The 15661-nt window shown below is 62.2% G+C and carries 14 protein-coding genes; 13 read left to right on the forward strand and 1 reads right to left on the reverse strand.

Annotated features, from left to right (window positions below):
- The 5 genes from AC1D35_RS11385 to AC1D35_RS11405 form a co-directional block, all read left to right on the forward strand.
- A partial coding sequence (locus AC1D35_RS11385; RefSeq protein WP_477938611.1) for a hypothetical protein occupies positions 1-2376 on the forward strand: 2376 nt, incomplete at its 5' end.
- A gap of 239 nt (positions 2377-2615) precedes the next feature.
- The gene (locus AC1D35_RS11390; RefSeq protein ID WP_477938612.1) at positions 2616-6242 is read left to right on the forward strand and encodes a hypothetical protein; all 3627 of its coding nucleotides are present in this window, start codon (positions 2616-2618) and stop codon (positions 6240-6242) included.
- A gap of 55 nt (positions 6243-6297) precedes the next feature.
- Positions 6298-6549: a hypothetical protein gene (locus tag AC1D35_RS11395; RefSeq protein WP_113310958.1), complete on the forward strand. Its 252-nt coding sequence runs from the start codon at positions 6298-6300 to the stop codon at positions 6547-6549.
- Between the two features lie 151 nt (positions 6550-6700).
- The gene (locus AC1D35_RS11400; RefSeq protein WP_113310959.1) at positions 6701-6904 is read left to right on the forward strand and encodes a hypothetical protein; all 204 of its coding nucleotides are present in this window, start codon (positions 6701-6703) and stop codon (positions 6902-6904) included.
- Entirely contained in the window at positions 6901-7296 is a 396-nt protein-coding gene (locus AC1D35_RS11405) for a hypothetical protein (RefSeq protein WP_113310960.1), read from the forward strand. Before AC1D35_RS11400 ends, AC1D35_RS11405 begins: the two co-directional genes overlap by 4 nt.
- A 134-nt stretch (positions 7297-7430) precedes the next feature.
- On the opposite strand, the gene AC1D35_RS11410 is transcribed toward AC1D35_RS11405, so the two are convergent.
- Entirely contained in the window at positions 7431-7856 is a 426-nt protein-coding gene (locus AC1D35_RS11410) for a hypothetical protein (protein WP_113310961.1), read from the reverse strand.
- A 131-nt stretch (positions 7857-7987) separates the two neighbouring features.
- Between AC1D35_RS11410 and AC1D35_RS11415 the strand changes: the two genes are divergently transcribed.
- The 8 genes from AC1D35_RS11415 to AC1D35_RS11450 all read left to right on the forward strand — a co-directional run bounded on the left by AC1D35_RS11415 (position 7988) and on the right by AC1D35_RS11450 (position 15600).
- Positions 7988-8788, forward strand: a complete 801-nt coding sequence (locus AC1D35_RS11415) for a hypothetical protein (protein ID WP_113310962.1) — start codon at positions 7988-7990, stop codon at positions 8786-8788.
- 438 nt (positions 8789-9226) lie between these two features.
- A complete protein-coding gene (locus AC1D35_RS11420; protein WP_113310963.1) occupies positions 9227-9814 on the forward strand; it encodes a thioredoxin family protein in 588 nt (195 codons plus the stop codon).
- A gap of 60 nt (positions 9815-9874) precedes the next feature.
- Positions 9875-11506 carry an FAD-dependent oxidoreductase gene (locus AC1D35_RS11425; RefSeq protein ID WP_477938613.1) on the forward strand — a complete coding sequence of 544 codons (1632 nt, stop codon included), beginning with the start codon at positions 9875-9877 and terminating at the stop codon, positions 11504-11506.
- Positions 11503-11829, forward strand: coding sequence for a 4Fe-4S dicluster domain-containing protein (locus AC1D35_RS11430; RefSeq protein WP_037107632.1), 327 nt, complete (start codon positions 11503-11505; stop codon positions 11827-11829). The genes AC1D35_RS11425 and AC1D35_RS11430 overlap by 4 nt, the downstream gene beginning before the upstream one ends.
- 13 nt (positions 11830-11842) lie before the next feature.
- Positions 11843-12679, forward strand: coding sequence for an ABC transporter ATP-binding protein (locus tag AC1D35_RS11435; RefSeq protein ID WP_113310965.1), 837 nt, complete (start codon positions 11843-11845; stop codon positions 12677-12679).
- Between the two features lie 16 nt (positions 12680-12695).
- Entirely contained in the window at positions 12696-13553 is an 858-nt protein-coding gene (locus AC1D35_RS11440; RefSeq protein ID WP_113310966.1) for an ABC transporter permease, read from the forward strand.
- 30 nt (positions 13554-13583) lie between these two features.
- On the forward strand, positions 13584-14618 hold the full coding sequence (locus tag AC1D35_RS11445) for an aliphatic sulfonate ABC transporter substrate-binding protein (protein WP_113310967.1): 1035 nt from the start codon (positions 13584-13586) through the stop codon (positions 14616-14618).
- 154 nt (positions 14619-14772) lie between these two features.
- Positions 14773-15600: an oxidoreductase gene (locus AC1D35_RS11450; RefSeq protein WP_113310968.1), complete on the forward strand. Its 828-nt coding sequence runs from the start codon at positions 14773-14775 to the stop codon at positions 15598-15600.
- Positions 15601-15661 lie beyond the last annotated feature (61 nt).

Here is a 15661-nt window from a genome sequence, read left to right on the forward strand (position 1 = left end):
CAGTCCTGGTTCGATGCAGGGACAGGTCAGCTTGCTCTGGACGCCGTGCGCGCGCAAAAGACGACGGCGGATGAAGTCAGAACGATGCTGGGATCCCGGTACGGTCTGGCAACGCCTGAGAAGGCCTGGGCAAGAGTAGAGTCTTTCGGCCGAGACGTTGCCGATGGTGCTACCACCGGGACGGATCGACTCTGGAAAGATGCAAAGTCTCTCGGAGAGGGCATTGCCGACGAAGCTACCACCGAGGCAGGTCGGCTCTGGGAAGAGGCAAAATCCTTCGGACAGGGCGTTGCCGACGAAGCCACCACCGAGGCAGGTCGGCTCTGGGAAGAAACAAAGTCTTTTGGACAAGGCGTTGCCGACGGAGCCGCTACCGGGGCGGACCGGATTTGGGAAGAAGCAAAATCCTTCGGACAGGGCGTTGCCGATGGAGCCACTACTGGGGCGGACCGGATCTGGGAAGAAGCAAAATCCTTCGGACAGGGCGTTGCCGATGGAGCCACTACTGGGGCGGACCGGATCTGGGAAGAAGCAAAATCCTTCGGACAGGGCGTTGCCGATGGTGCTGCTACCGCCACGGATCCGATCCTGGACGACATCGCATGGCTTATCGGCAAGGCCGAATCGCCGGAACGAGACGCTTTGGTCGAGGAGGTCATCCGTGCAGGTTCACTGAAATCCGATCAGGAACTGTACGAGTTACGTCAAAACCTCTGGAAGCAAACCTGGTTCAACCCGACCACCGCCATGTCGGTTTTGTCCGGTATCCTTGATAGAAGCACGACCCCAGAAGATGCCAGGGCCCAGCTTGGGGGCGGCTTGACCCGCGAGCAGGTTCGGGAAAGGCTCGACGCAATTCTTCAGAATGGCGCGGAATTTTTTAAGGGCACTGCAAGCACTGCGGTTACCGAGACCGGCCGCATCATCGAAGGCACGGGACAGCTTCTCAGCAGCCCCCTGTCAAAGGAAGAGCAGGCCCTGGTTGACGGGATCGCCGGCGCGCGCAACCTCAAGCCTGATGAGCTTGCTCTCCTGAAGCAGCAAATTCTTGAGCACGGTCTTTTTGTACATCCGCGAACGGCGAACGCGATTTTGCAGGGCGTCCTGGAGGGGAAGATAACACCCGATCAGGCCAGAGAGCGACTGAGCCCCCTGTTTTCCGATGTTTTCAAGGGTATCCAGAGCTATGGTGAGCAGCTTGGGGATTATGGCAAGACGCTTTTCCCCGCTGCGCCCGGTTATGAGAACAGCTTCGGTCGACAACTCGGCGAGATGGTCGGGTCCAACTTGCCTGGCATCACGGCCACTCTCGCGTTTGGCCCCGAGTTTGGTCTTGCAGTGGAAATGTTGCGAGGCGCCGGAGACGGTGCTGCCGCCGCCAGAGAAGCGGGAAAGCCCGAGGACGAGCAAACCACTGCGGCCATGCTCTACAGTATGACCGCGCTAAGCGACAAGATTCCAGCCGGAAAGCTGGCAGCACCACTCATCGAACGCCTGACCCAAAATCCGCTCCTGCAACAGTTTCTCAAGCAGGCCATCCAGGAAGGCGCAGCGCAGACGTTTCAGCAATTGCTACAAAATTTCATTAAACGGCAATGGCTGGACAAAAACCAAGAGGTGCTCGACAAACTCTTGGACACCTCTAAAGCGGGTGCAGGTCTCGGTTTGCTCAAGACGCTGCTGGATATCCTCATCCATATCCGCGGTTCGGCCCGCGCATCGGCCCTCGTCGGCATGCTTCAGCCTGATGGGGCGGAATTGGCGCGCCAGACCATCGGTGAAATCTCCCTCTATGCGCAAGCTTCCAAAACCCGCACACGCTCAGGCGACAACTTCTACGATTTTGTATCAACAGCCACAGCAGGCACGCTGGCCGATAAGCTTTCCGTACCGGCCGATGCCTTCGTTCGGCACTTCGTCGCAGCCGACGTTGATCCGCATGAGCTTGCCGACAGCCATGGCATGACGCGCCACGCTCTCGATATGGCGCAGGCGACTGGCGGCGACATCCGCATCCCGACAGCCACCTATGCCACCTATTTCGCGGGCTCGAAGCATGATCCATTCCTGATGGACAATATGCGCTTTCAACCGGGCGCTCTGACCGCCGCCGAGGCCAAGGTCTTCCGCGAGCAGGGCGACGCTCATAGCCAAGCCGCCAATTCAGAGGCGAAGCGCCTTCTCGCTTATGCCCTCACCAATCATGCCGCCGAACGGCGTGTCTACCATCAGGTTGCTTCGCGTGCCCGTGCGGCCGGACGTCCCGAGGAGACGGCGGCGCGCTACGCCATGACCTATCCGGCTCTCTATTCCACAATGGCAGCCTCAGATGGCCTCAGCCTCGACGAATATCTGAACCGCTACCCGCTGTCCTGACCGGCAAGCGATTTCCCGAGGAATTCACTTTGAAAAATTTGACAGATCGTTCCGCCGATACCGCGACTTCGCCCGCTCAGCAACCGATTGATAATCCAGCAACGGAAGCCGATAGCTCAGCATCAGCCACGTCGCCACATCTGTTCCAACGCCCGACTTTCACACCGGATAGTCCAATCCGACTTCCAAACGGCGCCGAAACCATCCTCGACATTTTCCGCAAGACGGACCTCGCCGCGATGTTGGACGGAGCAAGCCGCCATTTCCTCGATATCATGCACGATATGGCCAACCACGGCGTTCGCCCCGCGGGTGAAAGTTTCGCCCATCTCGAAAGCTGGTGGCGCGAGAACGCCCGTGCCGGTGCCACCGATAGCACCCGCACCAAGCCCGGCGTCAAGATCACCGCAAAAGATGTAGCCTCCGCACTCAAACAAGCCACCACGGGCGACTTGGTCAAAGACATCTCCATCGATGCCGGCATGCGATCCCGCTTTGCGCGTGCCGCCGAAACCTATCTGATCGAAGGCAAGGCGCCCTCACCTGAGATGCGCGGCGTGTTCGAACAGTTCCGCGACTGGCTGCTCTCGATCTATCGCCGGCTCGTCGCCCTCAATGTTTCCCTCGCGCCCGACATCGCCGCCATCTTCTTCCGCCTGCTCGCCTGCGACACCGCAATCGAGATGGCCCAACAGGATACCGGTGGCGATGAGCCCGTCTTTGCCAATGCCGAGACCGCGGGCCTGACGCAGGCGCAGTATAACCGACTGCTGAAGCTGCGCGCCCAGGCCGCGCGGGAGGCGAAAGCGCAGCTGCTGCGCCAGATGATGGAGCCCGTGCGGCGCGAGGGGCAGAAGAGCTATCAGGCGGAAAAGGCTGCCGTGCGCACCGAGGTGGAACGGGAGATCAACGCCACCGGCCTCTACCGCGCCATCGAATGGATGGCGAACCGCCGCTGGCTGGATGATGAAGCCCCCGCACCTTCCGGTGACATCCGTTTCGACAAACCCGCCCTCGTGGCGCGATACGGCCCCGCCATCCTCGAAGCCCTGCCGCGGGGTGAGCATCCCCTCTACGTTGATGAAGGCGGCCTCGATCCCGATATCGTCGCCGATCTCTTCGACCTCGGCTCCGGCGACGAGATGGTCGCTGCCATGGCGCTGGCGCCGAGCCGCGAGGATGCGATTGCCTTCGAAGTCGAACGCCTGATGCTTCAACGACACGGCGATATGCTGATCGATGGCTCGGCCGAGGAGCGGGCGATCGCGGCCGTGCACAATGACAAGCGGGCGCAGTGGCTGGCGGCCGAGCTGAAGGCCATCGTCGAAGTCGCCGGCAGTGGCGAAGGCCTGACGGTCGGCGAAGCCGAGGCCTATGCGCTGTCGGCGACCGCGGGCATGGAGGTCGGCGATGCCATGGCCGGCGCGCGCTTCCTTGCGGCCGGGCGGCGCACTGGCATGGAAGCTGCCCGGCTGGGCAATGAGCTGGCGCAGGATGAAAGCTGGCGTGACAGGGCGCGCAGGGGGATCGCCGCCGCCGGCACTAGCGATGCTGAGACCACCCCTCACCCCGAACAGAATGAACGTATCGGCAAGCTGATCACGGCCAAACGCCGGCAGCTTCTCAATCACGCGATCTATGTCGAAAGTCTGAAAATTATCCGCGAGGTGGAAACCTTCGAGGCCGATGCCGAGCATCTCGCGAGCGGCACGACGCGCGAAAAGCTTGCGGAAGCCAGCCGCCGCGATGATGGCCGCATCGACTATCTCGGCGCGATCGACGCGCTGCTCGATCGCTATGGGCTCGCTGGTCCGACAGGAAGCCAGACTGCCGCTCAGGACGACCCGCGCACCGCCGTGAGAAACTATACCCTGGCCATGAAGGCAGCAGGCCGGGAAAACGAGCTGGCCATTGCCGATAGCGTGCTGATCACTTCCGGACGCCAGTCCTACAAGGAGATCACGCTCGAGCGCTTCCGCGCTGTCATGGCCGCGCTGAAAAATCTGGAACATGCCGCAGAGCGCGCCGGCAGGCTGATCGATACCGATGGCGAGACGGATTTCGACGAGACCGTCGCCGCCCTGCTTGACGCCGTCGRCAAGGCAGCRCCACCGGCCGCCGGCATCCGCCCTCACCTCGACCCTGCCCTTGCTGCCGACGCCCTGCTGCAGCAGATCGGCGGCGGCGCGGCTGGCGCCGCCTATCAGGCCATCAAGGCGCCGCTCGATGCCGCCGCAGGGCGGCTTGCGCTCAGCAGACAGAAAGCCGCCGCCGATCTGCAGGCGCTCTATGATGTCTATTCGGCCGAGGAGCGGCGCGAGATGGCGCAGGCCCGCTATCTTCCGGCGCTCGGCCGGTCCCTGTCGAAATGGGATTCCATCGCCATTGCGCTCAACGCCGGCAATGAGGCCAACCGCCGGCGCCTGACGGATGCCCGCATCGAGGGCGCGCTGGATGAAGCCGGGCTCGGCGGTGTGCTCGCCTCACTCGACGAACGCGATGCGGGTTTCGTGCGATCCGTCTGGGATTTTCTGGCCAGCTTCCAGCCCGATATCGCCGCGCGCGAAAAGCGCCTGACCGGCATCGAGCCGCAATGGGTGCAGCCCGTGCCCGTCATCATCGCCGGCAAGGCGCTGAAAGGCGGCTATTACCCACTGGCCTATGATGCCACGGAGACGGCGCCAGATCTGCCGCAAGCGCTGCTATCAGGCCGTCTCGCCAAGTCCCAGACCGAGGCCAGCCATGGCCGGTCCCGCACCGATCTCATAGGCCGCCCGCTCGATCTCGATATCGCCGTGCTGCACCGGCATGTCAATCACCTGCTCTACGACCTGGAATTCAGCGAGCCGCTTTCGAATGTCAGTCGCCTGCTTGATAATGTCAGCCTTCAGATGGCCCTCGAAGACATCGGCCGCGAAGCCGATCTTGAGACCTTGCAAGCCTGGCTGAAGGAAACGGCCGCCGGCGAGCTGCGCTCCGCAGACAGCATCGGCCGCATGGCTCGCCTGGCGAAGAAGAACGTCACCGCCGTCAGCCTGGCCAATGATCTCGCGGCAGCACTTTCAAGCCGCTACCGGCTTGCCGAAATAATCGCCGCGTCAGGTAGGAGCGATTACGTGGCCGCTCTGCAGAATACCTTCCGCCCCGGCATCATCAGGCAAGTCGTCAGCCACTCGCCCCTCATGGCCGGTCGCCAACTTTTTTCGGATGCCCGAACGGCGTGGGAAACGATGGCCGGCTGGCTCACGGAGACGCTGCGATACCATCTCATCGAGATACCGGTGTGGCTCGCACACTATGACAAGGGCCTGCGCCAATTCGGCGGAGATGAAGCGCGCGCCATTACCCATGCCGATGCGTACATGCAGCATGCGATATTAGGCCCGTTCCCGGCACATGCCGGAGCAAGCGAAACCCTGCGGCTCTTCACGGCTCTCGGCTCGCATCTCGCCGCGAAGTTCAAGGCCGCCGCCGAAGCCACCGATGCGGATGCAGCACAAACCACGCAGCAGGGCCTTTCTCTCGCCATGGATCTGACCGCACTTGCCATGGCGGACACCGTGTTTACTACGGTGATGGGCGGGCGGCATGGCGACGCCACATGGCCGGTCTTCCTGGCCCAGCACACCGGCTATTCCGTCATGGCCGCCCTGCCCGCGATCCGCGACGGGGAAAACCCGCCTGTCGGCTCCGACAGCGATGCAAAGGCGCTGGCAAATGCCATCAGCTCACCATCAGGCGACCTCAACATCGACCACCGGCACATAACCGAGATCATCGCCGCCACCGGTCTTGTGGCAGAGTCACCCGCTGATGAAATCCTCCGCAAGATCGATGCCGGTCTCGCGCAGATCGCCCGGCCGTGATTTTCGATTTCAACCGTTCACCCCCTATCCATGATGCCAAACGAGGAATGGCATCATGGACGAAACGACCCGCAACGAACTTGAGAAGCTCCACGGCAGGATCAACGATTTGAAGGAGCGTGTCGTCTCGCTGGAGGCGCAGCAGCCGCATATCAATGCCGCCCTGCTGCGTATCGAAGGCAGCGTAGAGAAGCTTGCAAACCGCATCGGCAAGGCACTCTGGGCCATCGTCGCCATCATGCTGACGCCGCTGGCCGGGTTGTTGATCAAGGCGATCGCCTCCGGCGCGCTCGCCCGCTTTCTCTAAGCAATTCCAGCAAAAGTGCGTAGCGGTTTTGTGTCAGAAATTTTGGGGAAAACAAAGAGATAAAGCATTTCTCTAATTCAAACTCTCTGAGTTCACCCCGACAACTCTCCCCAGGCCATCCTGCCGCTCCATCACAACAAGGGCAGCAGACATGACCCTCGTCTTCATCCGCATTCTCCTGCGTTACCTCGCCGCCATCCTCGTCACCCGTGGGCTGATCGCCCCCGATCTCGGCGAAATGATCTCGCGTGATCCCGATGTCGCTATGGCCCTTCAGGTCGCCTCCGGCGTGCTCATCGCCGCCATTGCCGAAGGCTGGTATTATCTGGCGCACCGCTGCGGATGGGCGAAATGAAGTGGCTGAGCGACCTGCTGCTCGGCGGCATCATCGAGAAATTCACCGGCCCGCTGCTATCAGCCTATCAGGCAAAACTCTCGGCCGAGACCGATCAGCAGAAGCTTGCGGCCGAGGAAGTGATCAAGGGCATCGAGGCTGCCCGCGATATCGCGGTCGCGGAAGCCGCCGACCGCTGGAGCGCCACCCGCCTCGGCCGCCTGCTCATCGTCATCCCTTTCGGGCTCTGGTGGGCGGCGATCTACATGGTGCAGCTCCTCAATCCCTGGTTCGGCCTCCACCTCGTCGTCGTCGACGTGCCGCCGCGCATCAATGACATGGCGCTGGTGCTGATCCCGGCGATCGTCGTCGGCGATGCCGGAGCGCTGCTCGCGCGGCGTTTGAAGAGATAGCAAGACACCAGCTCAACCATTGCCTGCCATCATCACCCCATCAAGAGAGCGACGGGTTGGGGGCCGAATTCCTCCGGTGACCTTGCGAAACGCCTTCGGCCGGAGCCAGGCGCTCTCTTGATGCCAGCCTTCTGCTACCAGAAGCGCCACCACGGATGCTTTGCAGTTGATGAAGCCGGTGCGATGGCCGCTATGGGTTCGCCATCCGGGCCATAGAACTCCCCGTCGTCTCCCTGCACTCTGGCGCCGAGGTGTTCGGCGATCGACCACATCTTGCGGCGAATTTCCGGATCGGGGTTCTTGGCGTCGATGTTATCGCTCCCGCTCCAGGCAAGCCAGCACAGATCGTTTCCACGCTCTCCGCCGGAATAGGCTGTCCAGACGCAGAGGCCTTTCTGTTCGACGCGGAGAACCTTGCCACCATTCAAGGCAGTTTCGGCAAAACCATCGTGCCGCAGCTCGGGGTCGCCCTCCACATAGGCAAGCCAGTCCTCAAGCGAAAAGCCCGGGTTAGGGTCAAACCAGTTCTCTTTGCGGGTAATATGAAGATCATACCCCATTTGCCTCACCCTCCACGGGAATTCATATCCTGGGCCGACCCTACGTTCGGCACATAAACAAAAGGTTGCGTATGACGAGCTGTTAGGGCCGACTGCGCGGGCTCGCAGCGACGGATTCGGGAAATTCAGGCATGACGGAAGAAACCTGTAACGAGATCACCCTTGTCTCCGCCGAGGAACGGCCCGATCTCATCCCCGCGTTCGACGAACTCGGTGCAGCCGTCTGGCCGAAATTCATCGGCGGCGACGCTGCTGTCATCAAATACTGGAACAGTCTGTTCTCTGACGGCCTGCGCCGCCATCAGTTCCTGGCCGTCGGCAGGGACAGCCAGGGAAACGAGCAGGTTGTTGCTACATCGAACAGCATCCCCTTCCTCTGGCCCGAACCTGAAGACGACGCCTCCCTGCCCGGTGCCGGATGGGATGCCGTTCTCGCCCGTGGCGTAGAGGCGCTTACGTCGGGTCAAAAACCCAATACCCTCTCAGCCCTCGCCATCGTCGTCTCGCCCGCCATGCGCGGTTCGGATCTCGCCGAACGGCTGATCGCCAACATGAAGGCGGATGCCAGACATTACGGCTTTCAGGCCCTCGTCGCCCCCGTGCGCCCCACGAAGAAGGCCGCCTATCCCCTGACATCCTTCGAGAACTACATCGCCTGGACGACCCCGGCAGGCGCGCCCTTCGATCCCTGGGTGCGCAAGCATTGGCAGCTCGGCGCCCGCCTCGTCAAAATCGCTCCGAACTCGATGCGGGTCGAGGCGCCGCTGTCGCAATGGAGCGAATGGAGCGGTCTGCGCTTTCCCGTTTCCGGGCCGTACCATCTGGAGGGCGGTCTGACGCCGCTGATTGCGGATTGTGAGAGCGGGCTCGGGCTTTATAAGGAGCCGAATGTCTGGATGCGGCATAGGCTGGAGGATGATTTGAAGGTCTGATTGCTGGAGCTGAGACTGAAGATCCGCGGATAGAACCCTTGTGCCACGTAGCCCCCTCGTCCACCCTTCGGGCAACTCTCCCCGATGGGAGAAGGGGAAGCCGCGCCGTCTCAGGATAGTCTCAAGGACATCGTATGCCACCTCTCCTTCGCCGCTCGGGGGTCCGAAGGACGGGTCGAGACCCGTGGCTCGACCCCGGTCAGGGGGCCCGAAGGGTCGGATGAGGGGGCTCCGGGCCCCAGCCTCTCCTCTTTCTGCCTGCCAAGACTACCGAGTCCTCCTTCCATCCTCTCCTCCGCCACACTCCCAAGATTTTTCCACGATCCATCCCATCAACGAAAACCTATTTCGCTAAAGCCCCATCGAAGCAAATGTCTTCGGGTTCAAACTTCATAAAATTTATAGATTATATCTCATTCATGCATCAGGAGGATATCCGTGCCCAAGACCGCTTCCAATCCCATCGAGCTCGGCACCCGTGCTGCAGACTTCATTCTGCCTGACGCCAAGGGTGTGCTTCACAAGCTCTCCGATTTTGACGGCACGCCGGCGCTGCTCGTCGCCTTCATTTCCAACCGTTGCCCCTTCGTGCAGCTGATCCGCAATGATCTGGCCGCTTTCGCCAGGGAATACGAAGCCAGGGGCCTGCGCGTCATCGCCATCAACAGCAACGATTCGGAAGCACACCCGGAAGAAAGCCTTGCGGCCGTCGGCCAGGAAGCCGAAGCGATCGGCTACACCTTCCCCTATCTGAAGGACGAGGCGCAGGCGGTGGCGAAAGCCTATGGCGCGGCCTGCACACCTGATCTTTTCCTCTTCGATGGCGCGCGCAAGCTCGCCTATCACGGCCAGTTCGATGATGCCCGCCCGGGCAATGGCAAGTCCGTCACCGGCAAGGATCTGCGCGCCGCCGCAGACGCGGTTCTCGCCGGCGCCAGGCCCGCAGCCGAACAGACCGCATCGATCGGCTGCAACATCAAGTGGACCGCGGGCAACGAACCCTCCTGGTTCTCCAACGCTGCCTGATATCAGTCGCGGCAGCTACTCCCTCTGCCGCGCTCTTTCCCATGATCCAGAGATTTCCTGATGTCGCTGAAGCGTAAAGACTTGGCGGGCAGCGGCCCGTTGCATCTGCAGACGGACGTGCTGGTCCTCGGCGGCGGGCCGGCCGGCGCGTGGGCGGCATTGTCGGCTGCGCAGAATGGCGCCCGCGTCATCCTCGCCGACAAGGGCTATCTCGGCACGAGCGGCGCGACCGCCCCGTCGAACACCGGCACGTGGCTGGTGCCGCCGGGCGAAAACCGTGCCCAGGTCGTCGAGCGCCGCTGGCAGCGCACCGCCAATCTCGCCGACCAGCGCTGGATGCTGCGCACCGTCGACCAGGCCTATGAAAACCTGCTGAAGCTTGCCGAATGGGGCTATCCCTTCCCCGACGACGAGGATGGCAAGCTCTATATCGCCAATCTGCGCGGCCCTGACTACATGGCGTTCATGCGCCGCCGGGTGCTGAAAGCCGGCATCACCGTCCTCGATCACCACCCTGCCCTCGAACTCTATTTCGATGGAGAAGCCGTCACGGGTGCCGCAGGCATCGACCGCCAGCGCGACCGCGACTGGCGCGTGGATGCCGGCGCCGTCGTGCTGGCGACAGGCGGCTGCGCCTTCCATGAGCGCATCCTCGGTGCTGCGGCGCTCACCGGCGACGGCCACCTGATGGCGGCGGAAGCCGGCGCCAGTCTCTCTGGCATGGAATTTACCGGCAAATATACGCTCGCCCCCTATGGCTCCTCGCTGAACAAGGGCCTGCCCTTCCGCTGGGCCTCCTTCTTCCGCGAGGATGGCACGCCGATCCTCGATAGCGACGGCAACCACCTGCAGAACGGCATCGGCGAGCGCGAAAAGGAAATCGCGAAAGCCATGATCGAGGCCCCCGTCTATGCAGTGCTCGATCAGGCCGAACCCGCCCTGCAGGACTGGCTGCGCCGCGRCCAGCCGAACTGTTTCGTGCCCTATGATCGCTCGCCGGTCGATCCTTTCGCCCAAATGTTCCGCGTCACCTTCCGCGCCGAAGGCACCGTGCGCGGCACCGGCGGCATCCGCATTGCCACATCAGATTGCGGCACCGATGTGCAGGGCCTTTATGTCGCCGGCGATGCCGCAAGCCGCGAGCCCTTGGCGGGCGCCACATCAGGCGGCGGCGGCCCGAATTCTTCCTGGGCCATCGCCAGCGGCTGGTGGTCCGGCCAGGGTGCGGCGGGTCATGCCAAACGCCGCGGCGACAAGGCCTTCCGCGCCAATTCCAGCCCGCTCGGCCAGGCGGGTCTGCGCCCCGGCGGCACTTCGAAATCCTCACTGACGCCGAAGGATGTCATCGACAGCGTGCGCGCCGAAGTCACACCGCTGGAGAAGAACTATTTCCGCGAAGGCACCCGCCTGCAGGCGAGTCAGGACAAGCTCGACACACTCTGGGCCGATGTCAAAAACCACCTGTCCGGCGCCGGCCTCGACAGGCTGAAGGCACGCGAGGCAGCCTCCATTGCCGCCCACGGCCGCTGGTCGCTCGCTTCGGCGCTGGCCCGCAAGGAAAGTCGCGGCATGCACCGCCGCTCGGATTTCAAGGGTAATGACCCGACCTTCGCCCATTCCATCACCGTGCGCGGCGTCGATGACATCGTGGTCTCTTCCGCACCCGAGGCCCGACAGGAGATCGCATCATGATCGAAGTCGTCTCCGAAAGCCGCTGCGTGGAATGCGATATCTGCGTGAAGGTCTGCCCTGCCAATGTCTTCGACGCCACCGACGGCGTTCCCGTCATCGCCCGCCAGGATGACTGCCAGACCTGCTTCCTCTGCGAAATCTACTGTCCGACCGACGCGCTCTATGTCGCCGAGCGCGCCGACGGTCCCCTCGCCATCACTGAAGAAGAGGTCGAGGAACGCAATCTCTTCGGCAGCTATTCCCGCGCACTCGGCTGGCAGCGCGGCAAACCGGGCGGATCGCAACTCGACCCCACCCACCGCATCCGCGTCGCGCAAGTCTGAATTGGAGAAGCCCATGGACCGCATCACCGTCACCGATGTCCGCAAGACCTTCCAGCTGAAGCCCGGCCAGACGGTTCAGATCGATGGACGCCCTTCGGACCGCGTCACCGTCTTGAACGGTATCGATCTCACCATCCGCAAAGGCGAATTCATCACCCTCGTCGGCCCGAGCGGCAGCGGCAAATCCGTGCTGCTCGACATTATCGGCGGCCTCACCGAAGCCTCTAACGGCATCGTCCGGATCGATGGCAAGCACATCGTCAAGCCGGACCCGAAGACCGGTTACGTCTTCCAGCAATATGCGCTGTTTCCCTGGCGTACCGCTCTTGCCAATATCGAATATGCGCTTGAAGTCCACGGCGTTCCCAAGCGCGAGCGCACGGAGAAGGCTCGCTACTTCCTCTCCCTCTTCGGCCTCTCCGGCTTCGAGGATCGTTTCCCCAACCAGCTCTCCGGCGGCATGCAGCAGCGCGTGGCGATTGCCCGGGCGCTCGCGACCGACCCCGAAGTCCTGCTGATGGACGAGCCCTTCGCCGCACTCGATGCCCAGACCCGCGAGATCCTGCAGACCGAGCTTCTGCGCATCTGGGAAAAGATCAACACGACTGTCGTCTTCGTCACCCACTCGATCGACGAGGCGATCTACCTCGCCGACCGCATCGTCGTCATGACGGCGCGCCCCGGCACGGTGAAGGAAATCATCGATATCGACCTGCCGCGCCCGCGCGATGGCGACATCAGAGCAAGTGCCGAGTTCAACGCCCATCGCGGCCGCGTCTGGGAAGCGCTGCGCGACGAAGTGAACAAGGCGCAGAAAGACTGGGCGCTTTCACCCGCCTACGCCCACTGAAACCGGGAGAACTCTCATGGCATATGTAACCGACAAGACCATCCTCGGCGCCGAGCTGTCTCCCGCCCGTCCGAAGCGCACCACCCCGCGCGCCAAGCGCCGCATCGAATTCGGCGCCGCGAGCTATGGCCTGCCGCTCATGGTCGTCTTCTTCGGCCTCTGGGAAATCGCGCCGCGTCTCGGCTGGCTGAACCGCATCTTCTTCCCGCCGCTGAGCGAAGTGCTGGTGGCCTGGTACGCGATGCTACTCGACGGCACACTCTCGGCCAATATCGGCATCAGCCTGCAGCGCGCCGCCATCGGCTTCCTTCTCGCCGTCGTCATTGCCGTGCCGCTCGGCTTCCTGATGGGGCGTTATACGCTGTTCGAAAAGGTCTCCGACCTCTTGGTGCAGACGCTGCGCAACACCTCGCAATTTGCCCTTCTGCCGGTCTTCATCCTGCTGCTCGGCATCGGCGAGGCTTCGAAGATCGCCATCTGCTTCTATTCCTCGATCTTCTTCCTGCTGATCAACACGATTTCGGGCGTCAAATCCGTCGATCCGCTGCTGTTGAAAGCCGCCCGCTCCATGGGCACGTCCGATCTCGACATGTTCCGCAAGGTCATCCTGCCGGCCAGCATTCCCTCCATCGTCTCGGGCATGCGTCTTGCCGTCAAATCCTCGATCTTCGCCGTCATCGGCGCCGAAATGCTCGCCGCTAAATCCGGCCTCGGATTCCTGATCCAGCAATCGCAGCTGATGATGGAAACGGCCGATATGTATGCCGGCATCATCACCATGACCGCGATCGGCCTGCTCGTGAACTACCTGCTCGTCTGGTTCGAGCGCTGGGCGACCGCCTGGAAGGGCAATTCCGAAATCTCTCACAACTGAATGCAATACCGTTTCTGAAGGGGACACCACATGACAAGCTTCAACCCATCCATCCTGCGCCGCACGCTGCTATCAGGCCTTGCGGCGCTTGCGCTCGGCAGCGCAGCACTCGCGACACCGGCCCTTGCCGAAGACAAGCCCGATGTCATCCGCATCGGCAGCACGGCTCCCGGCCATCTGAAATTCATCCTCGAGCGCCATAGCGGCTCACTCGCCAAGGAATTCGAAAAGGACGGCATCAAGGTCGAATTCATCGCCTTCACCAATGGCGGCTCGGAAGCCACCACAGCGCTTGCCACCGGTGCTGTCGAATTCATTTATACCGGCAACAATCCGGCGCTGCGCGTCGCCGCAGCCGGTGCGGATGTGAAGGCGATCGGCCTCTCCAGCTTCGTCAAGGAAAATGGCTCGGCGATCATCGTCAAGACGGACTCGCCGATCAAGTCGCTGGCGGACCTGAAGGGCAAGAAGGTCGCCTATCTCACCGGCACCGTGCGCCACTCCACCTTCGCCAAGGCGCTGAAATCAGCTGGCCTGTCGCTCACCGATGTCGAATCCCTGAACCTCGCCTTCGACGCGTCAGGCCCGGCGCTGGTGCGCGGTGATGTCGATGCCGTCGTCGAAAGCGGCGATGTCGCCGCCAAGCTCGTCGACACCGGTGAGGCCCGCGTCATCCTCGATGCCTCCTCGCATCCGGAATGGTCCGCCCCCTTCCTGATCTCTGCCAATGGCGAATTCGTCAAAAAATACCCTGATCTCGTCAAGCGCCTCTTGAAGGTCGATATCGAAACCGCCCGCTGGGCCGATGCCCACCCGGAAGAAACGATCAAGATCTTCGTCGACGAAACCAAGTCCTCGGAAAAGTCCGTCCGCAAGACCTACAAGGACAACGTCTTCTACCAGGACCCGAAGATCACGCCTGAGGCGCTCGCCTCGCTGAAAAGCGAAGAGCAGTTCATGGCCGACGCCAAGCTGCTCAAGGGCTCCGTCGACTACGACAAGTGGATCGACACCAGCTTCCTCGACGCCGCCTATAAGGAAGTCGACGCCAAGAAGTCGAACTGATCTCCGGGCAGAACCCGCAAACGTTTCCTCGCCATCTGTGTTGTTGGCGGGGAGAAAATTGGCGCCTTTCGCAATATGTCTGGCGTCGTCTGCAAATGATCTGGCATGATGCGCCGATTACCTTGCGTTCTATGCAAGAGCAAAAAGGTGCATCATGAACAGCAAATCCCGACCCACGGCCCTGGTCACCGGCGCGTCATCCGGCATGGGGAAAACCATCGCCGGACGTCTGATCGCTGATGGCTATCTGGTCTATGTCGCCGCCCGCAACGTCGAGAAGATGGCCGATCTGGCAGAGCTTGGCGCAATCCCGCTGCAGATGGATATTTCGAAGGACGAGGACATCGTTGCCGCCGTCAGGGCCATCACCGAGAGATCTGGTGGCGTCGATGTGCTGGTCAACAATGCCGGCTTCGGTCTCTACGGCCCTGTCGAGGAGATCCCGCTCGATGAGGCGCGTTATCAGTTCGAGGTGAACGTCTTCGGCCCCGCGCGCCTGACCCAGCTTCTGCTTCCGGCTATGCGGGCGCGCGGCGCAGGCACCATCGTCAACATCACCTCGATGGGCGGCAAGATCTATACAGTGCTCGGCGCCTGGTATCACGCCACCAAGCATGCGCTGGAAGGCTGGTCCGACAGCCTGCGGCTCGAGCTCGAACCCTTCGGTATCCGCGTCGTCGTGATCGAGCCGGGACTTATCGAAACAGGCTTTGGCGACGCCGCTTCCCGGGGCATCCTGGAACGGTCCGGCACCGGCCCTTACGGGAAGCTCGCGCAAAGCGTGGCCGCCTCCATCGACAGGAGCTATGGCCGGGGCCAGGGAACCGATCCCAAGGTCATCGCCGATGTCGTCGGTGATGCCGTCCGGTCGGCCCGGCCCAAAACCCGCTATGCAGCGGGCAAATACGCAAAGATGATGATCTGGGTGCGCAAGTGGCTGGGCGACCGCGCCTTCGACCGGCTGATCAAGAGCCAGATGTGAAGGTCGCCGTAGAGGATGCAATGATGACCGGGAATGCGGGCGACAGATGCAGGCTGCCGCA

The organism is Rhizobium sp. P1_E6, from assembly GCF_056405875.1.